Origin of the sequence: Pseudomonas siliginis (assembly GCF_019145195.1) — a bacterium.
GTDB lineage: Bacteria > Pseudomonadota > Gammaproteobacteria > Pseudomonadales > Pseudomonadaceae > Aquipseudomonas > Aquipseudomonas siliginis.
In genome coordinates, this window is record NZ_JAHSTW010000009.1 from 26639 (window position 1) to 52130 (window position 25492).

Below are 25492 nucleotides of genomic sequence, written 5' to 3' on the forward strand. Positions count from 1 at the left end.
CCCCGTTGGGCTGCGAAGCGGCCCCAAAAGCGACGACTGCGGCGCAGCCGGACGGGGATAAATCCCCTCTCCACAATAGTCCCTCAACAGCAGGCCCTCACCACAAAGGCCCTGACACAAAGGGCCGGTGTTTATTCCTGGATAACGTCGGCACCTTTGGGAATGTCGAATTTGAACTTGGACGCTGGCACCGCTTCGTTGGCCTTGACCCCGGTAAACAGGATATTGGTGCGCTGGCCGACGCTGTCAATCAGTTGCATGTCATTGAGCAGGCCGTTGCGGAACGACAGGCGCAGATTGTCGAACAGGGTGTCCTTGGTTTTCGGCTTCAGGGTGAAGTCGATCACGCCGCCCGCCTCTTTCGCGCTGATATCGAAGCTCTGGCTGATCTTCGAGACATCACCGGACAGCAGCAGCGCCGGCGTCTGGGTCAGACGCTCATCGAGCTTCTTGATGGTTGCCTGCTCCAGATCCGGGTCCCACAGGGTGACTTTCTTGCCATCGGAGACCATGGTCTGCTCGGCCGGCGCATTGGTGTGCCAGTAGAACAGGCCCGGACGCTGCAAGGTCATGTTGCCGGTGGTTTCCTGCAACTGGGTGCCGGTGCCATCGAGGGTCAACTGCGAAAAGTTCGCCGACAGGGTTTTCGATGTTTCGAGCAATTGGGTCAGACGCGCCACGTCCTTTTCATCGGCGTGGGCCGTGAGTGTGGTCAGCGCCAATACTGGCAACAGCATGCGGATAAGGCGCATGAGAGTCCTCTTGAATACTCGTGGGAAAGCGGGTGGCGCGTCATTGCGCCACCCGAGTCGTTGCGTTTCAGTCGCGTACCGGGCCAGGGGCCAGGACTTCACGCGAACCGTTGGTGTTCATTGAGGTAACGACGCCGGCCATCTCCATCGCCTCGATCATCCGCGCGGCGCGGTTGTAGCCGATCTTCAGCTTGCGCTGCACAGCGGAAATAGACGCGCGACGGCTTTCGAGGACGAACTGCACCGCTTCGTCATACAGCGCGTCGGCTTCCGGATCATCACCGTCGCCACCGCCACTGCTGCCTTCAAAGCCGCTGCCTGCCTCTTCAACACCGTTGAGGATATCGTCGTTGTATTCCGGCGCGCCGCGCAATTTCCAGGCCTCGACCACGCGGTGAACCTCATCGTCGGAGACGAACGCGCCGTGGACGCGGATCGGCAAACTGGTGCCAGGCGGCATGTAGAGCATGTCACCGTGACCGAGCAGTTGCTCGGCGCCACCCTGGTCGATGATGGTTCGCGAGTCGATCTTGCTCGATACCTGGAACGCCATACGTGTCGGGATGTTGGCTTTGATCAGACCAGTGATCACGTCCACCGACGGGCGCTGGGTCGCAAGAATCAAGTGAATCCCCGCCGCACGCGCTTTTTGCGCAATACGGGCGATCAATTCTTCAACCTTCTTGCCGACGATCATCATCATGTCGGCAAATTCGTCCACCACTACGACGATGGTCGGCAGTTTCTGCAGCAGCGGCGCTTCGTCGTGAATGCTTTCGCGTTTGTACAGCGGATCGCTCAACGGCTCGCCGGCATCCTGGGCTTCCTTGACCTTGGCATTGAAGCCGGAGAGGTTACGCACGCCCATTTTCGCCATCAGCTTGTAGCGACGCTCCATCTCGGCAACGCTCCAGCGCAAGGCGTTGGCGGCGTCCTTCATGTCAGTCACAACCGGGCAGAGCAGGTGCGGAATGCCTTCGTAGATCGACAGCTCAAGCATCTTCGGGTCGATCATGATCAGCTTGGCATCGTCGGGGCCGGACTTGAACAGGATCGACAGGATCATCGCGTTCACGCCCACGGACTTACCGGAACCGGTGGTACCGGCCACCAGCAAGTGCGGCATCTTCGCCAGGTCGGTGATGACCGGCTTGCCGCCGATATCATGACCGAGCGCCAGGGTGACCGGGGATTTGAAGTTGTCGTACTCGGGGGTCGACAGCACCTCGGAGAAACGCACGATCTGGCGGTCTTCGTTGGGAATCTCGATACCGACGGTGGTCTTGCCCGGAATCACCTCGACCACCCGCACACTGGTCACCGCCAGCGAACGTGCCAGATCCTTGGCGAGGTTGGCGATGCGGCTGACTTTTACCCCGGCGGCAGGCTGGATTTCGTATCGGGTAATCACTGGACCCGGATGGATCGAGTCAACGGTGACTTCGACGCCGAATTCCTTGAGCTTGATTTCCAGCAAGTGGCCGACCGCCGCCAAGGACTCAGGCGAATAGTTGAGCTGTTTCTTTTCCGCAGGATCAAGAATCGAGATCGGCGGCAAGGTGCCTTCGACCGCGCTGTCGACGAACAACGGCGCCTGCTTCTCTTTCTGCACGCGCTTGCTCGGCTCCGGCGCCTTGGCCGGTGCCGGCGCGATCACCGGTGGCACCTGCTTCTCGCGGTCGGACATGTGCTTGCTCAACGCTTGCTCACGCTCGATCAGGCGTTCCTTGACCTTGGCCTGTTCGCGTTTGTCGGTGACAGTCGGTGCGACCACATCGTGGACGCGGTCATCAACCTCACGCAGTTGCGCAACCAGTTGCTTGCGTTCAGTGCGCGCCGACCACCAGCGGTTGAGCGCGCCCTGGAACAGCTCGAACAGATCGAGGGTGATCTTGCCGGTGACGTCCATCACCTTGAACCACGACAGATCGGTGAATACGGTCAGGCCGAACAGAAACAGAGCGATGAACAGCAACGTGCTGCCCTGAATGTTCAGCGCATTCTTCGCCAGATCGCCAAGGCTTTCGCCCAGGGCACCGCCAGCGCCGGCCGGCAGACCGGTCGCGGCATGGAAATGAATGTGCGCCAGCGCAGCGCCGGAGAGCACGAGGAACACCAGACCGATCAGGCGCCAGGAAAACAGCCAGCCACTCCACTGCCATGGTTCATGGCGTTGACGGAAAATCTGGTACGCCTTGACCGCCAGCAGCAACGGAAAGATATAGGCGAAGTAGCCGAGCACCATGAACAGGATATCGGCGCTGTACGAGCCGGCCGGGCCGCCAAAGTTCTGCACATCGTCGATCTTGCTGTTATGGCTCCAGCCCGGGTCGTCCTTGCCGTAAGTCAGCAAAGCCATCATCAGGAACAGGCACAAAGCGCCAATGGCGATCAATGCACCTTCCTTGAGCCGGTAGTGCAGTTGCTGGCGCCAGAGCGGAACGACTGTTTTGGGTGCTTCGGTGGTCTTCTTCAAAACGCTTCTTTTCCTGCGCCCGAGGCGCGTCCATCTATTGAATGACGATAAAAAACTGCCCAATCCAGGCAGGTAAAAAAGGTGAAAAGCTCAACTGGGACTACTTTTAACACTGTGCCACTGGTTTTATAAACACAGCCATAAACACTGTGCGCAGCGAAAAGACCGTCACAACCCGGCATTGTACGGGTTTGTGCGCCCGACGCCATGTTTCAGCCCCCAGCCTTGAGCATAGCCAATCGCACACGCAACGCCTTGCAATTGGAGCATGCATTGCCTTTTGTGACAAAGGCTTATGAGCTGTATTTGATGAACGTAGCGAACCTGGCCGGATCAGGCTCACAGGAATGCTCGACAGCATCGACACGGCGACGCTTACGACCACGGGCGACACATCAAGTTGCAGCTCAATGCTCGCTGCACCAGACAACTGTGCAGGACAGCGGCGCCGTTTCGCGGCAAACTCTTTCGCGGGGCCTGCACGCCCCCTGACCGCCCTCCCCTTCTGCAAGCCCGGATGCCATGCTGACTTGGTTACAACGTAATTCCCTGACCTTTCCGCCACTGGAAAAAGCCATGCGCGAGCCGAACGGATTGCTCGCCGCCGGCGGCGACCTGTCGGCAGACCGACTGATCCAGGCCTATCGCCATGGCTGCTTCCCCTGGTTTTCCGAGGGCCAGCCGATTCTCTGGTGGTCGCCGGATCCGCGTACCGTGCTGTTTCCCGACGAACTGCACGTCTCGCGCAGTCTCGGCAAGCTGCTGCGCAAGCAACGCTATCAAGTGACCTTCGATCAGGATTTCGACGCCGTCATCCGCGCGTGCGCTGCACCGCGTGATTACGCCGACGGCACCTGGATCACCGAGGCCATGCAGGATGCTTACGTAGAATTGCATCGGCGCGGTTTCGCTCATTCGGTTGAGGTCTGGGACGAGGGACAGCTGGTCGGCGGCCTGTACGGGCTGGCGATGGGCCAACTGTTTTTTGGCGAGTCGATGTTCAGCCGCGCTGACAACGCGTCCAAATATGGCTTTGCCACGCTGGTCCAGCATTTGAAAGCCGCAGGCTTTGTCTTGATCGACTGCCAGATGCCGACTGATCACCTGCACAGCCTGGGAGCGCGATCTATTCCGCGCAGCGAATTCGCCGACTATCTGCAGCGCCATCTAGATCAACCGAATTCAGCGACCTGGGTTTGCTGAGCGACTTTTGCGCAGGTGGCTTACACTTAATCCACCAGCTTATCCCGAGGGTTGATTCATGACCGAGTTGGCGCGTTTGAAGTTTTATGCCACTCAGCCCCACTCTTGCAGTTATCTGCCCGAGGAGCAGGCCACGACGCTGTTTCTCGACCCGAGTCAGCCCATGGATGTGCATGTCTACGCAGACCTGTCGGAAATGGGCTTTCGCCGCAGCGGCGATCATCTGTACCGGCCGCATTGCCAGAATTGCAATGCGTGCGTGCCTGCGCGCATTCCCTCCGCACAATTCATCACCAATCGCCAGCAAAAGCGCATCTACAAACGCAACGCGGATTTGCAGGTGCAGCCGGTCAAACCGCACTTCAGCGAAGAATATTTCGACCTGTACCAGCGCTACATAGAACAGCGCCATGCTGACGGCGACATGTACCCGCCAAGCCGCGATCAGTTCTCGACGTTCCTGGTGCGTGACCTGCCCTTCTCGCGCTTCTACGAATTTCGACTCGACGGACGGTTGCTCGCGGTGGCGGTGACCGATCTGCTGCCCAACGGTTTGTCAGCGGTGTACACCTTCTACGAACCGAACGAAGAACGCCGCAGCCTCGGCCGTTACGCAATCCTCTGGCAAATCGCCGAGAGCCAGCGTCTGGGCCTTGAGGCCGTGTACTTGGGTTACTGGATCAAGAACTGCAAAAAGATGAACTACAAGACGCAATATCGGCCCATCGAATTGCTGATCAATCAGCGCTGGGTCATCCTGAACTGAACCTGCGGCCTAAACCCCTTGGCGTAAACACCATTTTTCGGGCACAATGCACGCCGCTTTTGCCTGGCGCAGTTGCACCGGGCCATTCATTGGATACCGAGGGCTTTACTGCATGTCGAAAGAAGACAGCTTCGAAATGGAAGGCACTGTCGTCGACACCCTGCCCAACACCATGTTTCGTGTGGAGTTGGAAAATGGGCACGTCGTAACCGCGCATATTTCCGGCAAGATGCGCAAGAACTACATTCGTATTCTTACCGGTGACAAAGTGCGCGTCGAGCTGACGCCCTATGACTTGAGCAAAGGGCGGATCACTTACCGCGCTCGTTAATCAAGTCAATACAGAACGCCCGGGTTATGCCGGGCGTTTTTGTGTCTGCGTTTTGAGGCTTGAGGGCTGGGGACTTATCCGTTGCTACGGGTGTTGCCGCTGGCGGTTTCGCGCTAACAGCATGCAAATCAAAAGATCGCAGCCTCGGCAGCACCTACAGTTGGATCGCGTGAGTTCGATAGAAACTGGTTGACCAGCAGGCCGCCTTCGCGAGCAGGCTCGCTCCCACAAAAAGGCAAAGCAGCGCAGCTGCCCGCGGCGAAGTCGACCCACTCAACAATGAGCGCAAGCTCGAGTGCTTTTGATCTTGCTGTTGATCCACCGGCGACGTCGGAAGGCTGAGCGGAGGGATTGATCCGGGCGTGGGAGCGCAGCGACCGTCTGGCGCAGCCAGACACAGCGGAAGGAGGTGCAGCGAAGCAAACCGGAGCCGCTGCGCCCGGATCAGTCCCGCAGCGAAGGAACCCGAGCCTGCGAGGGCCGAACGTAGGAGCAAGCGTTTTGGGTTACCTTTTTGGCGTTTGAAAAAGGTGACTCGCCGTAAGGGCGAAACCGTAATAAGCCATCACCGCAGCAACGGATATACACCCAGAGCCCAAAAACACCGGACAACAAAAAGGCGCCCGAAGGCGCCTTTCCAATCCACATCAAGCCGTCAGGCCATTTCCGCAGTAGTTTCGAAGTCGAACGTCAACTCCCCATCCTTGATGTCGATGTGCACCACACCGCCATGCTCGGCCAGTTCGCCAAACAGAATCTCCTCCGCCAGCGGACGCTTGATCTTGTCCTGGATCAGACGCGCCATTGGACGTGCGCCCATCGCCGAGTCATAACCACCCGCCGCCAGCCAACTACGCGCCGCATCGGTAACCTCAAGCAACACACGCTTGTCCTCCAACTGCGCCTGAAGCTCGGTGAGGAACTTGTCCACCACACTCTTGATGACCTCATGACTGAGGCGACCAAACTGGATAATGGTGTCCAGACGGTTACGGAATTCCGGCGTGAAGCTCTTCTTGATCACTTCCATCGCATCGGACGAGTGGTCCTGATGGGTGAAACCGATCGAAGCCCGCGCGGCCGTCTCGGCACCGGCGTTGGTGGTCATGATCACGATCACATTGCGGAAGTCCGCTTTGCGCCCATTGTTGTCGGTCAGCGTTCCGTGATCCATGACCTGCAACAGCAGGTTGAAGACTTCCGGATGCGCCTTCTCGATTTCGTCGAGCAGCAATACGCAATGCGGCTGCTTGGTAATGGCTTCGGTCAACAGACCGCCCTGGTCGAAACCGACATACCCTGGAGGCGCACCGATCAGACGCGATACGGTGTGCCGCTCCATGTACTCGGACATGTCGAAGCGCACCAGCTCGATGCCCAGTGCCTTGGCCAACTGTCGCGCGGCCTCGGTTTTACCGACACCGGTAGGCCCGGCAAACAGGAACGAACCGACCGGCTTGTCCGGCGATTTGAGCCCGGCACGGGACAGCTTGATCGCAGTCGACAGCGAATCGATCGCCGCGTCCTGACCAAACACCGTCAGCTTCAGGTCACGCTCCAGGTTACGCAGCAACTCTTTGTCGGAACTGGTGACGTGCTTTGGCGGAATCCTCGCGATTTTCGCGACGATGTCCTCGACCTGTGGCACTTCGATACGCTTGACGCGCATCTCTACCGGTTGCAGACGCTGGTAGGCGCCCGCCTCGTCGATTACGTCGATGGCCTTGTCCGGCATGTGCCGGTCATTGATGTAGCGCGACGCCAGTTCGGCAGCGGCACGCAGCGACTCATCGCTGTATTCGATATTGTGATGCTGCTCGAAACGCCCTTTCAGGCCACGCAGGATACCGATGGTGTCTTCCACCGATGGCTCGACGACATCGACCTTCTGGAAGCGACGCGCCAAGGCACGATCCTTCTCGAAGATGCCGCGAAACTCCTGGAATGTGGTCGAACCGATGCAGCGAATGTCGCCAGACGACAGCAGCGGCTTGAGCAGGTTGGACGCATCCATCACGCCACCGGACGCAGCACCCGCACCGATGATGGTGTGGATCTCGTCGATGAACAGAATCGCCTGCGGACGTTTCTTCAGTTCATTGAGCAGCGCCTTGAAGCGCTTCTCGAAATCACCGCGATACTTGGTACCCGCAAGCAGAGCGCCGAGGTCGAGCGAATAAACAACCGCATTGGCCAGCAGATCCGGCACCTGATTGTCGACGATGCGCTTGGCCAGACCTTCGGCAATCGCGGTTTTACCTACGCCAGCTTCACCCACGAGCAGCGGGTTGTTCTTGCGCCGGCGCGCGAGAATCTGCGCGACACGCTCAACTTCCGATTCACGGCCGACCAGCGGATCGATGCGACCCTGGCGTGCGAGTTCGTTGAGGTTGCTGGCATAAGCATCCAGAGGATTGCCTGAAGAAGAAGACTCACCGCCCTCGTCGTCCTGCATATCTTGTTCACCTTCAGAGTGATCGCCGTGCCCCGGTACTTTCGAAATGCCGTGGGCGATGTAGTTGACGACATCGATGCGCGCCACGCTCTGCTGTTTCAGCAGGAACACGGCCTGACTCTCTTGCTCACTGAAGATGGCGACCAGCACGTTGGCGCCGGTCACTTCGCGTTTGCCCGAGCTCTGTACGTGAAAAACAGCACGCTGCAGGACACGCTGGAAGCCCAGGGTTGGCTGGGTTTCGCGATCCTCGTCATGCACGGGGATCAATGGCGTGGTGGAGTCGATGAACTCCTGCAGATCATGCTTGAGTTTGTCGAGGTTTGCGCCGCAGGCACGCAAAACGGTGGCGGCAGCCTCATTATCCAATAGGGCCAGCAGGAGATGTTCGACGGTCATGAACTCATGACGCTTCGAACGAGCCTCCTTGAAGGCAAGATTGAGGGTGACTTCGAGCTCGCGGTTTAACATAGCTTCACCTCATACCCAAGTGGTCGGCGATTAACCGTCCTTCTCGATTTCACAGAGTAGCGGATGCTGGCTTTCCCTGGCGTACTGGTTGACCTGCATGGCCTTTGTCTCGGCGATGTCGCGGGTAAACACTCCACATACTGCCCGTCCTTCTGTATGGACGGCCAGCATGACCTTGGTCGCCAGCTCGCGATTCAGGTTAAAAAACACCTCGAGCACTTCGACGACGAAATCCATCGGTGTGTAGTCATCGTTGAACAAAACCACCTTGTACATCGGCGGCGCCTGTAACGCGGGCTTTGCTTCCTGAACAGCAACGCCTGCCGAATCGTCGTCGTGCTCCTGTGGAAGATCCTTTTGGAGAAGCGGGCGATCCTGATTGAATGTTAGTCGAATCTGGCTGATTGCATGCATGGAAAAAAAGGTTCGTCAGTTGTGCGAATACAGTGGTGGGGGCGGTTGCACACGTTTTCAACTACGACTGCCCGGTCACCTTGACTATCGGGAAAACGGTGTTACAACCAATAGAGCCCACAGTGGGTAAAAAAGATCCGCGGAGTCAATTCTTTTATCGAATTCGATTGCGGATGTCGTGGATGATACTCCAGCGATGGAGTCTGTTGCAGAGGGATTTGAGCATGGCTGTCGGCAAGGTGAAATGGTTCAACAATGCCAAGGGATTCGGCTTTATCAATACCGATGCCCGGGAAGGTCGCGATGAGGATGGCAAGGACATTGACTTCTTTGCCCACTACTCGGCCATTGAAATGGATGGGTACAAGACCCTGAAAGCGGGTCAGGCAGTCACATTCGACATCGTTCAAGGCCCCAAAGGCTTGCATGCCGTGAAGATAACTTCGGTCGAAGTCGCTTCGGCGCCGAGCGCGATTGCCACGGAAAAACAAACGGCAACCAGTTGAAGCCTCAAAATATTCGGTCATAAAAAAACCGCCTGACTCAACCCATCGAGTCAGGCGGTTTTTGCGTGCCTGCAACTTTTACATATGCGAAATCAACGCATCCCCGAACCCGGAAGACGACACCAGCTTCGCGCCATCCATCAAGCGCTCGAAATCATAAGTAACAGTCTTGGCGCCGATCGCACCGTTGGTGCCCTTGATGATCAGGTCCGCCGCTTCAGTCCAGCCCATATGACGCAACATCATCTCGGCCGAGAGAATCAGCGAGCCCGGGTTGACCTGATCCTTGCCGGCATATTTCGGTGCGGTACCGTGGGTCGCTTCGAACATCGCCACGGTGTCGGACAGGTTGGCGCCCGGCGCGATGCCGATACCGCCCACCTCTGCCGCCAGCGCGTCGGACAGGTAGTCACCGTTGAGGTTAAGCGTAGCGATCACATCGTATTCGGCCGGGCGCAACAGGATCTGCTGGAGCATGGCGTCGGCGATGGCGTCCTTGACCACGACGTTCTTGCCGGTTTTCGGGTTCTTGAACTGCATCCACGGACCGCCGTCCAGCAGCGTCGCGCCGAATTCTTCGGCCGCCACTTCGTAGGCCCATTCCTTGAAGGCACCTTCGGTGAACTTCATGATGTTGCCTTTGTGCACGATGGTCAGCGAGTCGCGATCATTATCGACCACATATTGCAGGGCCTTGCGCGCCAGACGCTTGGTGCCTTCGCGGGAGACCGGCTTGACGCCGATGCCGCAGTTTTCGTCGAAACGGATCTTGGTGACGCCCATTTCTTCTTTAAGGAATTTGATGACCTTGGTGGCTTCCGGCGAACCGGCCTTCCATTCGATACCAGCGTAGATGTCTTCGGAGTTCTCGCGGAAGATGGTCATGTCGACATCGCCGGGCTTTTTCACCGGGCTTGGCACGCCTTCGAACCAGCGCACCGGGCGCAGGCAGACGTACAGGTCGAGCTGCTGACGCAGGGCCACGTTCAGCGAGCGGATACCGCCACCGACCGGAGTAGTCAGCGGGCCTTTGATGGAGACCACGTAATCCTTGACCGCGTCGAGGGTTTCCTGCGGCAGCCAGGTGTCCTGGTCATAAACCTGAGTGGCCTTTTCGCCGGCGTAGACTTCCATCCAGGAAATCTTGCGCTTGCCGCCGTAGGCCTTTTCAACAGCAGCATCGACAACCTTGATCATCACCGGACTGATGTCGACACCAATACCGTCACCTTCGATGAAGGGGATGATCGGGTTATCAGGAACATTGAGAGAATGGTCTGCATTGACAGTGATTTTGTCACCGACGGCTGGAACCTGAATCTTCTTGTAACCCATGCTGAACTCCATTGTTTGGATTGAACACCTGGCTTGCTTCGAGCGTAACCCAGTTGAATCAACACGCAAACCCTATGTTCCTGCGCCGCGCACATCTCGTTTCGTACAAGCCTGAAAGCAAAGGGAAAAGCGCCAAACTCCAGCATTCGTAACGAGTCTTTGCCCGGTCGCGCCCTGCGACCTTTAGACCAATGGACGAGAATCGTTGCATATGAACCATCGGCAGATTGCCAGCTACCTATGTATAATGCCGCCCGCTGACCACAGGGTCACGACGGCTGGCCTCTCTAGCACGAGACTTTCCGCCTGATTGGTCGGGTTGTTACCGCAGCCTGACTGCTTGACGCTCTACTGATGCACCCAACATCACCGCGAAGAATCTCGACATTCGGTTCATGGATGACTTTGAACGAACGCGCTTACCCGGCGCCCCTCGAGTTTCTGCGCACGCTTTAGCAAAGAAGAGAGAGTTAATCCGAATATGCCCACCCGCTCGAAGATCATCTATACCTTCACCGACGAAGCTCCTGCCCTCGCCACCTATTCCCTGCTGCCGATCATCGAGGCTTACACCGCCTCGGCCGATATCGCCGTGGAAACCCGCGATATCTCTCTTGCAGCGCGCATCCTGGCAAGCTTCCCCGAGCAACTGGGCGACAAAGCCGTAGCCGACCACCTCGCCGAACTGGGCGACCTGGCCGTTACGCCTGAAGCCAACATCATCAAGCTGCCGAACATCAGTGCTTCGGTGCCACAGCTGCAAGCCGCGATCAAAGAGCTGCAGGCGCAGGGCTACAACCTGCCGGACTACCCGGAAACCGTGACCAGCGACGCCGACAAAGACGCCAAGGCGCGTTACGACAAGGTCAAGGGCAGCGCCGTAAACCCGGTTCTGCGTGAAGGCAACTCCGACCGCCGCGCTCCACTGTCGGTGAAGAACTACGCGCGCAAGCACCCGCACAAAATGGGCGCCTGGGCCAAGGATTCCAAGTCTCACGTCGCGCACATGAGCACCGGCGATTTCTACGGCAGCGAAAAAGCTGTCCTGATCGACGCCGCTGACGCTGTGAAGATCGAACTGGTCGCCAAGGACGGTGCTGCCACCGTTCTGAAAGAAAAAACCACCGTTCAGGCTGGCGAGATCCTCGACTGCGCCGTGATGAGCAAAAACGCCTTGCGTGCGTTCATCGCTGCCGAGATCGAAAGCGCCAAGGCCCAGGGCGTGCTGCTCTCGGTTCACCTGAAAGCGACCATGATGAAGGTCTCGGACCCGATCATGTTCGGCCAGATCGTTGCCGAGTTCTATAAAGACGCACTGACCAAGCACGCTGACGTGCTGAACCAGATCGGCTTCAATCTGAACAACGGCATCGGCGATCTGTACGCGCGCATCAAGGCCCTGCCGGCCGAGCAGCAAGCGCAGATCGAAGCCGATATCGCAGCGGTCTACGCCGTTCGTCCTTCGCTGGCGATGGTCAACTCCGACAAAGGCATCACCAACCTGCACGTACCGAGCGACGTAATCGTTGACGCCTCGATGCCAGCGATGATCCGTGACTCCGGCAAGATGTGGGGCACCGACGGTCAGCTGCACGACACCAAGGCTGTGATCCCGGATCGTTGCTACGCGACCATCTACCAGGCTGTGATCGAAGATTGCAAAGCCAATGGCGCTTTTGATCCGACCACCATGGGCAGCGTGCCGAACGTCGGTCTGATGGCGAAGAAAGCCGAAGAGTACGGCTCGCACGACAAGACCTTCCAGATCAAGGCTGTCGGCGTTGTTCGCGTCACCGACAGCAAAGGCAAGCTGCTGATGGAACAGGCTGTCGAAGCCGGCGACATCTTCCGCATGTGCCAGACCAAAGACGCGCCGATCCAGGACTGGGTCAAACTGGCCGTCAACCGTGCTCGCGCGAGCAGCACGCCGGCGATCTTCTGGCTCGACCCGATGCGCGCTCACGATGGCGTAGTGATCGAGAAGGTTCAGGCCTACCTGAAGGATCACGACACCAGCGGTCTGGACATCCAGATCATGGCGCCGGTCGACGCGATGAAGTACACCCTGCAGCGCACCCGCGAAGGCAAGGACACCATTTCGGTGACCGGCAACGTACTGCGCGACTACCTGACCGATCTGTTCCCGATCATGGAACTGGGCACCAGCGCCAAGATGCTGTCGATCGTGCCGCTGATGAACGGCGGTGGTCTGTTCGAAACCGGCGCCGGCGGTTCGGCTCCGAAGCACGTGCAGCAACTGGTTGAAGAAAACTTCCTGCGCTGGGATTCGCTGGGTGAGTTCCTTGCCCTCGCCGCTTCCCTTGAGCACCTGGGTGTGAACTACAACAACCCGAAAGCACTGGTGCTGTCGAAAACCCTGGACCAGGCCACCGGCCAGTTCCTCGACAACAACAAGTCGCCATCGCGCAAGGTCGGCAACATCGACAACCGCGGCAGCCACTTCTACCTGGCGATGTACTGGGCTCAGGCCCTGGCTGCCCAGACCGAAGACGCTGCACTGCAAGCGCAGTTCGCGACTCTGGCCAAAACCCTGACCGAGAACGAGGCAACCATCGTTGCCGAGCTCAACGCCGTGCAGGGCAAGCCAGTCGACATCGGCGGTTACTACCACGCCGACGCCGAGCTGATCAGCAAGGCCATGCGCCCAAGCGCAACCTTCAACGCGGCGATTGCTGCGCTGGTTTAAGGTTGTAAAGCGTTAAACAGACCCCGGCCTTGTGCCGGGGTTTGTGTTTCCGGGTTTTGTGATCACCACAAAACTTTGTGGGAGCTGGCTTGCCAGCGATGGCGGTTTATCATCCAGCATGGATGGTGACTGAACCACCGCTATCGCTGGCAAGCCAGCTCCCACAGGGATTGGGGTTTAACCAATAGATTGAGGAAGGTTTTATGGAATGGCTCCCCCACATCACCGTCGCCACCATCGTCGAGGACAACGGCCGCTTCCTGATGGTCGAAGAGCACAAAGGTGGGCGCAATGTGCTCAACCAGCCCGCCGGCCATCTCGATCCGGATGAAACCCTGATCGATGCGGCCATTCGCGAAACCCTCGAAGAAACCGGCTGGGACGTCGAGCCGACAGGCGTGATCGGCATTTATCTGTACACCGCACCGAGCAACGGCGTGACTTACCAGCGCATATGCTTCAGCGCCAAAGCCGTGCAGCATCATCCGGATTACCGGCTTGACGACGGCATCGTCGGCGCCAAGTGGCTGACCCGCGACGAATTAATCGCCCAGCGCGACAACTGGCGCAGTGAACTGATCATCCGTTGCATCGACGATTATCTGGCCGGTCATCACTTCAGCCTCGAACTGATCCGCCCTTCTCTTTAGCCTTGCGGCCGCGAGCCTGATAGAATCGCGCCCTTTTCCAAGACACTCATTGAATCCCTATGCGTGATCCAGCCCCTTCTGACACATCCAAGAAGCGCGTCATTGTCGGCATGTCCGGCGGCGTGGACTCTTCCGTTTCCGCCCTTCTGCTGATCGAGCAGGGTTATGAAGTGGAAGGCCTGTTCATGAAGAACTGGGAAGAAGACGACGGAACGGAATACTGCACCGCCATGGACGACCTGGCGGATGCGCAGGCTGTCTGCGACAAGATCGGCATCAAGCTGCACACCGCCAACTTCGCCGCCGAGTACTGGGACAACGTGTTCGAGCACTTCCTCGCCGAATACAAGGCCGGGCGTACGCCGAACCCGGACATCCTGTGCAACCGCGAGATCAAGTTCAAAGCGTTTCTCGACTACGCGATGATGCTCGGTGCCGACCTGATCGCCACCGGTCACTACGTGCGCCGCCGCGACATCGATGGCCGCACCGAACTGCTCAAGGGCCTCGATCCGAACAAGGATCAGAGCTACTTCCTGCACGCCGTTGGTGGCGAACAGATCGCCAAGACCCTGTTCCCGGTCGGCGAACTGGAAAAGCCTGAAGTGCGCGCGATTGCCGAGAAATACGAACTGGCCACCGCCAAGAAGAAGGATTCCACCGGGATTTGCTTCATCGGCGAGCGCCGTTTCAGCGATTTCCTCAAGCAGTACCTGCCGGCACAACCGGGCGAAATCAAGACCACCGAAGGCGAAGTCATCGGCCGTCATCACGGCTTGATGTACCACACCATCGGCCAGCGCCAGGGCCTCGGTATCGGCGGTTTGAAAGATGCCGGTGACGAGCCGTGGTACGTGCTGCGCAAGGATCTGCAGAACAACGAGCTGATCGTCGGCCAGGGCAACAACCATCCGTGGCTGTTCTCCAGCGCCCTGCTCGCTTCGGAAATCTACTGGGTCAATCCGATCGATCTGAGCCAGCCGCTGCGCCTGACGGCGAAAGTGCGCTATCGCCAGAGCGATCAGGCCTGCACCCTGGAAAAAACCGCCAGCGGCTATCGCGCCGTGTTCGACGAACCGCAACGTGCGGTGACGCCGGGCCAGTCGGTGGTTTTCTATGACGGTGAAATCTGCCTCGGCGGCGGCGTGATCGAAGTGGCCGAGCCGTGGAGCGGCCAGGCATGAGCCCGACTCAGGAGCAACTGACGGCGCTGGGCGGCGTGTTTCTCGCCGCCGTGCTGGTCGATCGCATCGCCAAGACTGGCCAGACCAACGAAGCCGGCCTGAGTTGCATGCTCGGCAGCCTGCTGGTCCGCGATCCAAAAGATACGCTGGATGTATACGGCGGCGACGACATCAATCTGCGCGAGGGTTATCGCGCGCTGATTGGCGCACTGGAGCGCGATCCGAGCACCTTGCAGCGCGAGCCACTGCGCTACGCCCTGTCGATGCTCGGCCTGGAGCGACAGCTGGCCAAGCGTGACGACATGCTCGAGACGATTGCCAAGCGCCTGCCGCAGATTCAGTCGCAGGTGGAGCATTTTGGCCCGGCCCACGAAAACGTCGTCGCCGCTTGCGGTGCGTTGTACCAGGACACGTTGAGCACCCTGCGCCAGCGCATTCAGGTGCATGGCGACATGCGCAACCTGCAGCAGCCGAGCAACGCCTCGAAGATCCGCGCCCTGCTCCTCGCCGGTATCCGCTCGGCGCGCCTGTGGCGTCAGCTCGGTGGCCATCGCTGGCAGTTGGTGATCAGCCGCCGCAAGTTGCTTAAAGAGCTTTATCCGTTGATGCGCAGCGAGTAAACGCCGCGTCATGAAGGCTTTGTAGTCTGTAACGCGTAATACGCCGGTCAGTTGGCGACGGACCGGCGGATTTTTTCATGTATGATACGCGCCCCATTTCGTTGCCCGACTGTCCGAGAACACCCCATGCAGCTCTCTTCGCTCACTGCGGTTTCCCCTGTTGACGGCCGCTACGCCGGCAAAACCCAGGCCCTGCGCCCGATTTTCAGCGAGTACGGCCTGATCCGTGCCCGCGTTCTGGTTGAAGTGCGCTGGCTCCAGCGCCTGGCCGCCCACGCTGGCATCCCCGAAGTGCCAGCCTTCTCCGCCGAGGCCAACGCCGTTCTCAACGAACTGGCTGAAAACTTCTCGCTGGAGCACGCCGAGCGCGTCAAAGAGATCGAGCGCACCACCAACCACGACGTCAAAGCGATCGAATACCTGCTCAAAGAGCAGGCGGCCAAGCTGCCGGAGCTGGCCAAGGTCAGCGAATTCATCCACTTTGCCTGCACCAGCGAAGACATCAACAACCTGTCCCACGCCCTGATGCTGCGCGAAGGCCGTGACGACGTTATGCTGCCGCTGATGCGCCAGACCGCCAACGCCATCCGCGAACTGGCGATCCGTTTCGCCGACGTGCCGATGCTGTCGCGCACCCACGGCCAGCCGGCTTCGCCGACCACTTTGGGTAAAGAGCTGGCGAACGTGGTTTACCGTCTCGAGCGCCAGATCGCTCAGGTCGCTGCCGTACCGCTGCTGGGCAAGATCAACGGCGCCGTTGGCAACTACAACGCGCACCTGTCGGCCTACCCGCAGATCGACTGGGAAGCCAACGCCCGCGCCTTCATCGAAGACGAACTGGGCCTGGGTTTCAACCCGTACACCACGCAGATCGAACCGCACGACTACATCGCCGAACTGTTCGACGCCATCGCGCGCTTCAACACCATCCTGATCGACTTCGACCGTGATATCTGGGGCTATATCTCCCTGGGTTATTTCAAGCAGCGCACCATCGCTGGCGAAATCGGTTCGTCGACCATGCCGCACAAGGTCAACCCGATCGACTTCGAAAACTCCGAAGGCAACCTGGGTATCGCCAATGCATTGTTCCAGCACCTGGCGAGCAAACTGCCGATTTCCCGCTGGCAGCGCGACCTGACCGACTCCACCGTCCTGCGCAACCTCGGTGTCGGCTTCGCCCACAGCGTGATCGCTTACGAAGCCAGCCTCAAAGGCATCAGCAAACTCGAGCTCAACGAGCAGAAGATTGCCGCTGACCTCGATGCTTGCTGGGAAGTATTGGCCGAGCCGATCCAGACCGTGATGCGTCGCTACAACATCGAAAACCCGTACGAAAAGCTGAAAGAACTGACCCGTGGCAAGGGCATCAGCCCTGAAGCGTTGCAGACTTTCATCGATGGCCTGGACATGCCAGCCGAAGCCAAAGCCGAGCTCAAGCAACTGACCCCGGCCAACTACATCGGCAACGCTGTGGCACAAGCCAAACGCATCTGATCGACCGTTTGCCCCGTTTGAGACGCCCGGCCGCGCCGGGCGTTTTTATTCCCGTCTGAAAAGTGCTTTTTTTCAATAGGTTACATATGAATTCCGATACTCCTCTTCAACTTCTGGGCGGCCTCACAGCACGCGAATTCCTGCGTGACTACTGGCAGAAAAAACCGCTGCTGATCCGTCAGGCGATTCCTGACTTCGAAAGCCCGATCGACGCCGACGAACTGGCCGGCCTGGCCCTGGAAGAAGAAGTCGAATCGCGCCTGGTGATCGAACATGGCGAGCGTCCATGGGAACTGCGTCGCGGCCCGTTCGCCGAAGACGAGTTCAGCAAATTGCCAGAGAAAGAGTGGACACTGCTGGTGCAGGCGGTTGACCAGTTCGTGCCGGAAGTCAGTGAACTGCTGGAAAACTTCCGCTTCCTGCCGAGCTGGCGCGTCGATGACGTGATGATCAGCTTCGCCGCCCCGGGTGGCAGCGTCGGCCCGCATTTCGACAACTACGATGTGTTCCTGCTGCAGGGCCACGGCAAGCGCAACTGGAAAATCGGCCAGATGTGCGACTCCGAGAGCCCGCTGCTGCAACACGCCGACCTGCGCATCCTCGCTGAATTCCACGAGACCGAAGAATGGGTGCTGGAGCCGGGCGACATGCTCTACCTGCCGCCGCGTCTGGCTCATTGCGGTGTCGCGGTCGACAATTGCATGACCTACTCGGTCGGCTTCCGCGCGCCGAGCGCCGCTGAAGTGCTGACCCACTTCACCGACTTCCTCAGCCAGTTCCTGACCGACGAAGAGCGCTACACCGATGCCGACGCCAAGCCGGCGGTCGATCCGCACCAGATTCAACACGATGCGCTGGATCGCCTGAAAAGCCTGCTCGCCGAGCACATGAGCGACGAGCGTCTGCTGCTGACCTGGTTCGGCCAGTACATGACCGAGCCGCGCTACCCGGAACTGGTGGTCGGCCCGGAAGACGTCGAAGAAGAAGACTTCCTCGCCGCCCTGCAGGACGGCGCCGTGCTGATCCGCAACCCGAGCGCGCGCCTGGCCTGGTCGGAAGTCGACGACGATCTGCTGCTGTTCGCCAGCGGCCAGAGCCGCTACCTGCCGGGCAAGCTGCGCGAACTGCTGAAGCTGATCTGCGCCGCTGACGCCCTGCACGCCGACAACCTGGGCCAATGGCTGAGCGATGAAGACGGCCGCAGCCTGCTCTGCGAACTGGTCAAGCAAGGAAGCCTGGGGTTCGCCGATGAATAAAATTCGCGTTCGTGTCGCAGACTGGCAGAAGGATATCGCCGAGATCCGGCGCATTCGTGAAACGGTGTTCATCGCCGAACAATCGGTGCCACCCGAGCTTGAGTGGGACGCCGATGACGCGACCGCCGTGCATTTTCTGGCGTTCGAAGGCGACTTCCCAATCGGCACTGCGCGGCTGTTGCCCGACGGCCATATCGGCCGGGTTTCGGTGCTCAAAGACTGGCGCGGAATGAAGGTCGGCGACGCGCTGATGCAAGCGGTCATCGCCGAAGCCGAAGCGCGCGGGCTGAAGCAACAGAAGCTCAGCGCTCAGGTGCAAGCCACGGCGTTCTACGAGCGCCTGGGTTTCAGCCTGGTCAGCGAAGAGTTTCTTGAGGCCGGGATTCCGCATGTCGACATGGTTCGGCATTCGGCCTGATGCCGAAACCTCTAGATCCCTGTGGCGAGGGGATTTATCCCCGCTGGGCTGCGAAGCAACCCCAAATCCAGAAAACTCGGTGAGTCAGTTAAATCGAGCGCGCTGGGTCGGCGACTGCTGCGCAGCCGAGCGGGGATAAATCCCCTCACCACAAAAGGCCGCAAGAACACCACTAAACGCCCCGCCATCCACCAATGCCGGGGCGTTTTGCTGTCTACGATTCAACTTGCCCCACCCCGGGCCGACAAACTGGCAATATCAAGCCTTTCGAACGCGGAGATAACGGACATGTCCCTACGCACCCTGCTCACCACCCTGCTGCTCGGCTGCAGTTTTTCGGTGCTGGCAGCTACAGAAATCGTCCCCCTCAAATACCACACCAGCGCTGACATGTTGCCAGTGGCGCAGGATTTCATCGGCCAGGACGGTCAGGTCAGCGCTTACGGCAATCAGCTGATCGTCAAAGCCGAGCCGGGCAAGATACAGGAACTGAAAGATCTGCTGGCGCAACTCGATACCGCACCGAAGCGCTTGCTGATCACCGTCGACACCAACGAAAACAATGGCCGTGGCGACGAAGGTTATTCGGTCAACGGCGCCCAGCCGAACCAGACCCGGATCATCAGCCGCAGCACCACCAGCCGCAACGGCGGCGTTCAGCAAGTGCAAACCAGTGAAGGCACTCCGGCGCTGATTCAGGTTGGCCAGAGCGTGCCGATCACCAACACCCAGAGCGATTCCTACGGCGGTTACAGCAGCGAGACCCAATACCGCAACGTCACCCAGGGTTTCTACGTCACCGCCAGCGTCACCGGCGAGACCGTTCATCTGGCGATCAGTACCAACCGTGACCGCATGAGCCAGGAACGTCCCGATGTAGTGAACGTGCAAAGCACCGACACAACCGTCACCGGGCGCCTCGGTGAGTGGATCACTCTGGCGGGCGTCAACAGCCAGACTCAGGCCGATAAACAGGGCCTGACCCGCAGCTACTCGACTCAAGGCCGCGATGACATGACCTTGCGGGTGAAAGTCGACACACTGGACTAAAGCACCGAAAACTGACTGATTAGTCGTATTAGACGAAAGATGTAGTGCCTTGAAAAAAGCACTACAAAACGTTTGACGAGGCCAAAAAGCGAAGGCATGATGGCCTCGCTCCCGCTAATCAGAGGCCCTGGCAAGGGCCTTCGAAGCGCCGCTCGCACCTACCCCGCGAGCCGTTTCGTGTCTGTACCGCCCACAAGGTGTGTTTGACGAGGTTGCCGACTGGAACGAAGTTGTCCCGAGGGACGGAAGCGTATTTAGGTAACCCGGCTTCACGCTGTTGTCCGTATAAAGGCCCACGACGCCCGCATGCGCCCCGCAGTCCGCCACTACCTGCTCACTTCCCCTCGAGCCCATCGTTCATCCCGTCGCCTACCCCGCCGAATCCGACTTGACCACCTAAGCTTCTGGTCAGCGAGCGCAGGAATTTTCCACCGCAGAACAACTTTTCATAAAAGACGCGACGAGGTTTATCTCCATGGCACTGACACGCGAACAGCAAATTGCAGCCCTTGAAAAAGACTGGGCCGAGAACCCGCGCTGGAAAGGCGTGACTCGCACTTACTCCGCTGCCGACGTGGTCCGCCTGCGTGGCTCGGTTCAGCCAGAGCACACCTTCGCGAAGATGGGCGCCGAGAAGCTGTGGAACCTGGTCACCCAGGGTGCCAAGCCGTCCTTCCGTCCAGAGAAAGATTTCGTCAACTGCATGGGCGCCCTGACTGGCGGCCAGGCTGTTCAGCAGGTTAAAGCCGGTATCCAGGCGATCTACCTGTCCGGCTGGCAGGTTGCTGCGGACAACAACTCCGCAGAATCGATGTACCCGGACCAGTCGCTGTACCCGGTGGACTCCGTCCCAACCGTGGTCAAGCGCATCAACAACTCGTTCCGTCGTGCCGACCAGATTCAGTGGAAAGCCGGCAAGAACCCGGGCGATGACGGCTACATCGACTACTTCGCACCAATCGTGGCCGACGCTGAAGCCGGTTTCGGCGGTGTACTCAACGCCTACGAGCTGATGAAAAGCATGATCGAAGCCGGCGCCGCTGGCGTTCACTTCGAAGACCAACTGGCTTCGGTGAAGAAGTGCGGCCACATGGGCGGCAAGGTTCTGGTGCCAACCCAGGAAGCCGTACAGAAGCTGACCGCTGCCCGCCTGGCAGCTGACGTTGCCGGCACGCCGACCATCATCCTGGCCCGCACCGACGCCAACGCGGCTGACCTGCTGACTTCCGACTGCGACCCGTACGATCAGCCATTCGTGACCGGCGAGCGCACTCAGGAAGGTTTCTACAAGGTACGTGCCGGCCTGGATCAAGCGATCGCCCGTGGCCTGGCTTACGCTCCGTACGCCGACCTGATCTGGTGCGAAACCGCAAAGCCGGATCTGGAAGAAGCCCGTCGCTTCGCTGAAGCGATCAAGAAGGAATACCCGGACCAGCTGCTGTCGTACAACTGCTCGCCTTCCTTCAACTGGAAGAAGAACCTGGACGACGCGACCATCGCCAAGTTCCAGCGCGAACTGTCCGCCATGGGCTACAAGCACCAGTTCATCACCCTGGCCGGCATTCACAACATGTGGCACAGCATGTTCAACCTGGCGCACGACTACGCCCGCAACGACATGACTGCCTACGTGAAGCTGCAAGAGCAGGAATTCGCTGACGCCGCCAAGGGTTACACCTTCGTTGCGCACCAGCAGGAAGTGGGCACTGGCTACTTCGACGACATGACCACCGTGATCCAGGGCGGCTCGTCCTCGGTGACCGCGCTGACCGGCTCGACCGAAGAAGAACAGTTCCACTGATTCGGCTTCACCTGAGCAAACGGCCTTTGCGGATCGAATAAAAAGCTAACCGCAAAGCCGCAAGACTGACGCCCCGACTGGATCGGGGCGTTTTTTTGCCTGCTGGAATCTCAAAGCCCCCATAAATCCCCGGTGGGAGCGAGCCTGCTCGCGAAGGCGACAAGTCAGCTTGCACATCTGGAGGCTGATCCACCGCTTTCGCGAGCAGGCTCGCTCCCACAGGGCTACCGTCAGCCGCGAGACGAAACATTGATCTGAAGCGCTACAAGCGTCAGAAATTTCCGTTAAAACGGTAGGCTTCGCAACTTGCAGTAACGCGCAAGTAAGACAACTTCCCAGCCACTCACTCGTTAAACAGTTACAAAACCACTCCAAACGATATCAATTATCATTTAGCAGCAACTATGTTCGTTACAAAGCCTACAAAACATAATTGACGGAAACCCGGCTAATGCCCGCACCGCATGGGCCGCAGGGCTATGGACAAGCGCTATGTCCTTAATCCGGTAAATAATTTCGCCTTTGGAATTTTACTTGCCGGGTGTTTAGCCATAAAATCAGCCCGATTGATTGCTGCGACATATCGTCACTGCCTTATTTCTTTATCAAGCTCAGAGACCTTTGCTCTCTGTTAAGGATTACCAGCATGCCCGAAGCGACAGGACTCATGGCCCACAACTGGGGCTTTGCCATTTTCCTTCTGGGTGTCGTCGGCCTGTGTGCCTTCATGCTTGGCGTCTCCAGCCTCCTCGGGTCAAAAGCCTGGGGTCGCAGCAAAAACGAACCGTTCGAGTCGGGCATGCTACCTACCGGTGGCGCCCGCTTGCGGCTCTCAGCCAAATTCTATCTGGTCGCGATGCTCTTCGTGATCTTCGATATCGAAGCCCTCTTTCTCTTTGCATGGTCTGTGTCCGTCCGCGAAAGCGGCTGGACCGGATTCGTCGAAGCTCTCGTTTTCATAGCAATTCTGTTGGCAGGTCTTGTCTACCTGTTCCGAGTGGGCGCCCTTGACTGGGCTCCGGAAGCTCGTCGCAAGCGGCAGGCGAAGCTGAAACAATGAGGCTTTGGCAATGCAATACAATCTCACCAGGATCGACCCCGATGCTCCTAACGAGCAGTATCCGATTGGCCAGCGGGAAACCGTTGCCGATCCGTTAGAAGATCAAGTCCACAAAAACATTTTCATGGGCAAGCTGGAAGACGTGCTGAGCGGCGCGGTCAACTGGGGACGTAAGAACTCCCTGTGGCCGTACAACTTCGGCCTGTCGTGCTGCTACGTGGAAATGACCACCGCCTTCACGGCGCCCCACGACATCGCGCGCTTTGGCGCCGAAGTCATCCGGGCCTCGCCGCGTCAGGCCGACTTCATGGTTATCGCCGGTACCTGCTTCATCAAGATGGCGCCGATCATTCAGCGTCTCTACGAGCAAATGCTCGAACCGAAATGGGTTATCTCCATGGGTTCGTGCGCCAACTCCGGCGGCATGTACGACATCTACTCCGTGGTTCAAGGGGTGGACAAGTTCTTGCCCGTGGACGTCTACGTACCTGGCTGCCCGCCCCGTCCGGAAGCATTTCTGCAAGGCTTGATGCTGTTGCAGGAATCGATTGGACAGGAGCGTCGTCCGCTTTCCTGGGTCGTTGGTGATCAAGGCGTGTATCGCGCCGACATGCCATCGCAGAAGGAACAGCGCCGCGAACAGCGAATCGCAGTCACCAATCTGCGCAGCCCTGACGAAGTCTGATCCAGTTCTGTTCCAAGTAACGAGAAGCTGGCTTCATTCTTTACGTTGACCGAAAGCGAAAAAATAACCATGACTACAGGCAGCGCTCTGTACATCCCGCCTTACAAGGCAGACGACCAGGATGTGGTCGTCGAACTGAACAACCGTTTTGGCGCCGAAGCGTTCACCGCGCAGGCAACCCGCACCGGCATGCCGGTGCTCTGGGTGGCCCGTGCCAAACTGGTTGAAGTCCTGACTTTCCTGCGCAACCTGCCCAAGCCGTACGTCATGCTCTATGACCTGCACGGCGTGGACGAGCGTCTGCGCACCAAGCGTCAAGGGCTGCCAACCGGCGCCGATTTCACCGTGTTCTATCACCTCATGTCGCTGGAGCGTAATAGTGACGTGATGATCAAGGTGGCCTTGTCCGAAGGCGACCTCAGCATGCCTTCCGTCACCAGCATCTGGCCCAACGCCAACTGGTACGAGCGCGAAGTCTGGGACATGTTCGGCATCGACTTCAAAGGCCACCCGCACCTGTCGCGCATCATGATGCCGCCGACCTGGGAAGGTCACCCGCTGCGCAAGGACTTCCCGGCGCGCGCCACCGAATTCGATCCGTTCAGCCTCAACCTCGCCAAGCAGCAGCTGGAAGAGGAAGCCGCGCGTTTCCGTCCGGAAGACTGGGGCATGAAGCGTTCCGGAGCCAACGAGGACTACATGTTCCTCAACCTCGGCCCGAACCACCCTTCGGCGCACGGTGCGTTCCGCATCATCCTGCAGCTGGACGGTGAAGAGATCGTCGACTGCGTCCCGGACATCGGTTACCACCACCGTGGCGCCGAGAAGATGGGCGAGCGTCAGTCCTGGCACAGCTACATTCCGTACACCGACCGCATCGACTACCTCGGCGGCGTGATGAACAACCTGCCGTACGTGCTCTCGGTCGAGAAGCTCGCCGGCATCAAGGTGCCGCAGAAGGTCGACGTCATCCGCATCATGATGGCCGAGTTCTTCCGGATCACCAGTCACCTGCTGTTCCTCGGTACCTATATCCAGGACGTCGGCGCCATGACCCCGGTGTTCTTCACTTTCACCGACCGCCAGAAGGCGTACACGGTGATCGAAGCCATTACCGGTTTCCGTCTGCACCCGGCCTGGTACCGCATCGGTGGCGTCGCCCACGACCTGCCGCGCGGGTGGGAAAAACTGGTCAAGGATTTCGTCGAGTGGATGCCCAAGCGTCTCGACGAATACACCAAGGCCGCCCTGCAGAACAGCATCCTCAAGGGTCGTACCGTCGGCGTCGCTGCCTACAACACCAAAGAGGCCCTGGAATGGGGCGTCACCGGTGCCGGCCTGCGGTCGACCGGTTGCGATTTCGACCTGCGCAAAGCGCGTCCGTACTCGGGCTACGAGAACTTCGAATTCGAAGTGCCGCTGGCCGTCAACGGCGATGCCTACGACCGCTGCATGGTCCGCGTCGAAGAGATGCGCCAGAGCATCAAGATCATCGATCAATGCATGCGCAACATGCCGGAAGGCCCGTACAAGGCGGATCACCCGCTGACCACGCCGCCGCCGAAAGAGCGCACGCTGCAGCACATCGAAACCCTGATCACGCACTTCCTGCAGGTTTCGTGGGGCCCGGTCATGCCGGCCAACGAATCCTTCCAGATGATCGAAGCGACCAAGGGCATCAACAGTTATTACCTGACGAGCGACGGCGGCACCATGAGCTACCGTACCCGGATCCGTACTCCGAGCTTCCCGCACCTGCAGCAGATCCCTTCGGTGATCAAAGGCAGCATGGTCGCGGACTTGATTGCGTACCTGGGTAGTATCGACTTCGTTATGGCCGACGTGGACCGCTAAG

At 58.9% G+C, this 25492-nt stretch carries 21 protein-coding genes; 16 read left to right on the forward strand and 5 right to left on the reverse strand.

The features are described from left to right. Positions 1 to 131: 131 nt before the first annotated feature. Positions 132 to 752, reverse strand: a complete 621-nt coding sequence (lolA, locus tag KVG87_RS18170; protein WP_016775262.1) for an outer membrane lipoprotein periplasmic chaperone LolA — start codon at positions 750 to 752, stop codon at positions 132 to 134. Positions 753 to 819: 67 nt separating this feature from the next. Further along, positions 820 to 3228, reverse strand: coding sequence for a DNA translocase FtsK (gene ftsK, locus KVG87_RS18175; protein ID WP_041477069.1), 2409 nt, complete (start codon positions 3226 to 3228; stop codon positions 820 to 822). A gap of 522 nt (positions 3229 to 3750) precedes the next feature. Here ftsK and aat point away from each other — a divergent pair. From aat to infA, 3 genes are all read left to right on the forward strand, one after another. Next, a complete protein-coding gene (aat, locus tag KVG87_RS18180) occupies positions 3751 to 4431 on the forward strand; it encodes a leucyl/phenylalanyl-tRNA--protein transferase (protein WP_217851911.1) in 681 nt (226 codons plus the stop codon). Between the two features lie 58 nt (positions 4432 to 4489). After that, positions 4490 to 5197, forward strand: coding sequence for an arginyltransferase (locus KVG87_RS18185; RefSeq protein ID WP_041477071.1), 708 nt, complete (start codon positions 4490 to 4492; stop codon positions 5195 to 5197). 112 nt (positions 5198 to 5309) lie between these two features. Beyond that, positions 5310 to 5528, forward strand: coding sequence for a translation initiation factor IF-1 (gene infA, locus KVG87_RS18190; RefSeq protein ID WP_002553999.1), 219 nt, complete (start codon positions 5310 to 5312; stop codon positions 5526 to 5528). Between the two features lie 655 nt (positions 5529 to 6183). Here infA and clpA read toward each other — a convergent pair. Further along, positions 6184 to 8454, reverse strand: coding sequence for an ATP-dependent Clp protease ATP-binding subunit ClpA (clpA, locus tag KVG87_RS18195; protein WP_016775266.1), 2271 nt, complete (start codon positions 8452 to 8454; stop codon positions 6184 to 6186). Positions 8455 to 8484: 30 nt separating this feature from the next. Continuing rightward, a complete protein-coding gene (gene clpS / locus KVG87_RS18200) occupies positions 8485 to 8868 on the reverse strand; it encodes an ATP-dependent Clp protease adapter ClpS (RefSeq protein ID WP_011334948.1) in 384 nt (127 codons plus the stop codon). Between the two features lie 224 nt (positions 8869 to 9092). Between clpS and KVG87_RS18205 the strand changes: the two genes are divergently transcribed. Next, positions 9093 to 9374 (forward strand): cold shock domain-containing protein, encoded by a 282-nt coding sequence (locus KVG87_RS18205; protein ID WP_076563520.1) that lies wholly within the window; start codon positions 9093 to 9095, stop codon positions 9372 to 9374. 78 nt (positions 9375 to 9452) lie between these two features. On the opposite strand, the gene icd is transcribed toward KVG87_RS18205, so the two are convergent. Beyond that, on the reverse strand, positions 9453 to 10709 hold the full coding sequence (icd, locus tag KVG87_RS18210) for an NADP-dependent isocitrate dehydrogenase (RefSeq protein WP_024013414.1): 1257 nt from the start codon (positions 10707 to 10709) through the stop codon (positions 9453 to 9455). A gap of 481 nt (positions 10710 to 11190) precedes the next feature. On the opposite strand from icd, the gene KVG87_RS18215 reads away from it, so the two are divergent. The 12 genes from KVG87_RS18215 to nuoC all read left to right on the forward strand — a co-directional run bounded on the left by KVG87_RS18215 (position 11191) and on the right by nuoC (position 25491). Next, complete coding sequence (locus KVG87_RS18215; RefSeq protein ID WP_217851913.1) at positions 11191 to 13416, forward strand: NADP-dependent isocitrate dehydrogenase; 2226 nt, start codon at positions 11191 to 11193, stop codon at positions 13414 to 13416. Positions 13417 to 13619: 203 nt separating this feature from the next. Next, positions 13620 to 14066: an NUDIX hydrolase gene (locus tag KVG87_RS18220; RefSeq protein ID WP_041477075.1), complete on the forward strand. Its 447-nt coding sequence runs from the start codon at positions 13620 to 13622 to the stop codon at positions 14064 to 14066. A 59-nt stretch (positions 14067 to 14125) separates the two neighbouring features. Beyond that, positions 14126 to 15250 (forward strand): tRNA 2-thiouridine(34) synthase MnmA, encoded by a 1125-nt coding sequence (gene mnmA / locus KVG87_RS18225; RefSeq protein WP_076563523.1) that lies wholly within the window; start codon positions 14126 to 14128, stop codon positions 15248 to 15250. After that, positions 15247 to 15870 (forward strand): high frequency lysogenization protein HflD, encoded by a 624-nt coding sequence (gene hflD / locus KVG87_RS18230; RefSeq protein ID WP_039763308.1) that lies wholly within the window; start codon positions 15247 to 15249, stop codon positions 15868 to 15870. Before mnmA ends, hflD begins: the two co-directional genes overlap by 4 nt. A 126-nt stretch (positions 15871 to 15996) precedes the next feature. After that, positions 15997 to 17367, forward strand: coding sequence for an adenylosuccinate lyase (purB, locus tag KVG87_RS18235; protein WP_003223822.1), 1371 nt, complete (start codon positions 15997 to 15999; stop codon positions 17365 to 17367). An 86-nt stretch (positions 17368 to 17453) separates the two neighbouring features. Then, entirely contained in the window at positions 17454 to 18623 is a 1170-nt protein-coding gene (locus tag KVG87_RS18240; RefSeq protein ID WP_217851916.1) for a ribosomal protein uL16 3-hydroxylase, read from the forward strand. Next, the gene (locus KVG87_RS18245) at positions 18616 to 19041 is read left to right on the forward strand and encodes a GNAT family N-acetyltransferase (protein ID WP_016775275.1); all 426 of its coding nucleotides are present in this window, start codon (positions 18616 to 18618) and stop codon (positions 19039 to 19041) included. The genes KVG87_RS18240 and KVG87_RS18245 overlap by 8 nt, the downstream gene beginning before the upstream one ends. Before the next feature lie 288 nt (positions 19042 to 19329). Next, positions 19330 to 20091: a secretin N-terminal domain-containing protein gene (locus KVG87_RS18250; RefSeq protein WP_024013416.1), complete on the forward strand. Its 762-nt coding sequence runs from the start codon at positions 19330 to 19332 to the stop codon at positions 20089 to 20091. 475 nt (positions 20092 to 20566) lie between these two features. Further along, entirely contained in the window at positions 20567 to 21892 is a 1326-nt protein-coding gene (aceA, locus tag KVG87_RS18255) for an isocitrate lyase (RefSeq protein ID WP_016775277.1), read from the forward strand. Between the two features lie 646 nt (positions 21893 to 22538). After that, positions 22539 to 22952 (forward strand): NADH-quinone oxidoreductase subunit A, encoded by a 414-nt coding sequence (locus KVG87_RS18260; protein ID WP_003223812.1) that lies wholly within the window; start codon positions 22539 to 22541, stop codon positions 22950 to 22952. A 10-nt stretch (positions 22953 to 22962) separates the two neighbouring features. Continuing rightward, positions 22963 to 23637 (forward strand): NuoB/complex I 20 kDa subunit family protein, encoded by a 675-nt coding sequence (locus KVG87_RS18265; protein WP_016775278.1) that lies wholly within the window; start codon positions 22963 to 22965, stop codon positions 23635 to 23637. Between the two features lie 69 nt (positions 23638 to 23706). Further along, entirely contained in the window at positions 23707 to 25491 is a 1785-nt protein-coding gene (nuoC, locus tag KVG87_RS18270) for an NADH-quinone oxidoreductase subunit C/D (RefSeq protein ID WP_076563524.1), read from the forward strand. Position 25492: the final 1 nt, after the last annotated feature.

Coding starts and splice junctions, on each gene's coding strand:
- KVG87_RS18265 (WP_016775278.1), top strand. CDS start 22,963: ATGCAATACAATCTCACCAGGATCGACCCCGATGCTCCTAACGAGCAG.
- icd (WP_024013414.1), bottom strand. CDS start 10,709: ATGGGTTACAAGAAGATTCAGGTTCCAGCCGTCGGTGACAAAATCACT.
- KVG87_RS18240 (WP_217851916.1), top strand. CDS start 17,454: ATGAATTCCGATACTCCTCTTCAACTTCTGGGCGGCCTCACAGCACGC.
- purB (WP_003223822.1), top strand. CDS start 15,997: ATGCAGCTCTCTTCGCTCACTGCGGTTTCCCCTGTTGACGGCCGCTAC.
- aat (WP_217851911.1), top strand. CDS start 3,751: ATGCTGACTTGGTTACAACGTAATTCCCTGACCTTTCCGCCACTGGAA.
- aceA (WP_016775277.1), top strand. CDS start 20,567: ATGGCACTGACACGCGAACAGCAAATTGCAGCCCTTGAAAAAGACTGG.
- clpS (WP_011334948.1), bottom strand. CDS start 8,868: ATGCATGCAATCAGCCAGATTCGACTAACATTCAATCAGGATCGCCCG.
- mnmA (WP_076563523.1), top strand. CDS start 14,126: ATGCGTGATCCAGCCCCTTCTGACACATCCAAGAAGCGCGTCATTGTC.
- infA (WP_002553999.1), top strand. CDS start 5,310: ATGTCGAAAGAAGACAGCTTCGAAATGGAAGGCACTGTCGTCGACACC.
- nuoC (WP_076563524.1), top strand. CDS start 23,707: ATGACTACAGGCAGCGCTCTGTACATCCCGCCTTACAAGGCAGACGAC.
- hflD (WP_039763308.1), top strand. CDS start 15,247: ATGAGCCCGACTCAGGAGCAACTGACGGCGCTGGGCGGCGTGTTTCTC.
- KVG87_RS18220 (WP_041477075.1), top strand. CDS start 13,620: ATGGAATGGCTCCCCCACATCACCGTCGCCACCATCGTCGAGGACAAC.
- KVG87_RS18205 (WP_076563520.1), top strand. CDS start 9,093: ATGGCTGTCGGCAAGGTGAAATGGTTCAACAATGCCAAGGGATTCGGC.
- clpA (WP_016775266.1), bottom strand. CDS start 8,454: ATGTTAAACCGCGAGCTCGAAGTCACCCTCAATCTTGCCTTCAAGGAG.
- KVG87_RS18260 (WP_003223812.1), top strand. CDS start 22,539: ATGCCCGAAGCGACAGGACTCATGGCCCACAACTGGGGCTTTGCCATT.
- KVG87_RS18245 (WP_016775275.1), top strand. CDS start 18,616: ATGAATAAAATTCGCGTTCGTGTCGCAGACTGGCAGAAGGATATCGCC.
- KVG87_RS18250 (WP_024013416.1), top strand. CDS start 19,330: ATGTCCCTACGCACCCTGCTCACCACCCTGCTGCTCGGCTGCAGTTTT.
- KVG87_RS18215 (WP_217851913.1), top strand. CDS start 11,191: ATGCCCACCCGCTCGAAGATCATCTATACCTTCACCGACGAAGCTCCT.
- lolA (WP_016775262.1), bottom strand. CDS start 752: ATGCGCCTTATCCGCATGCTGTTGCCAGTATTGGCGCTGACCACACTC.
- KVG87_RS18185 (WP_041477071.1), top strand. CDS start 4,490: ATGACCGAGTTGGCGCGTTTGAAGTTTTATGCCACTCAGCCCCACTCT.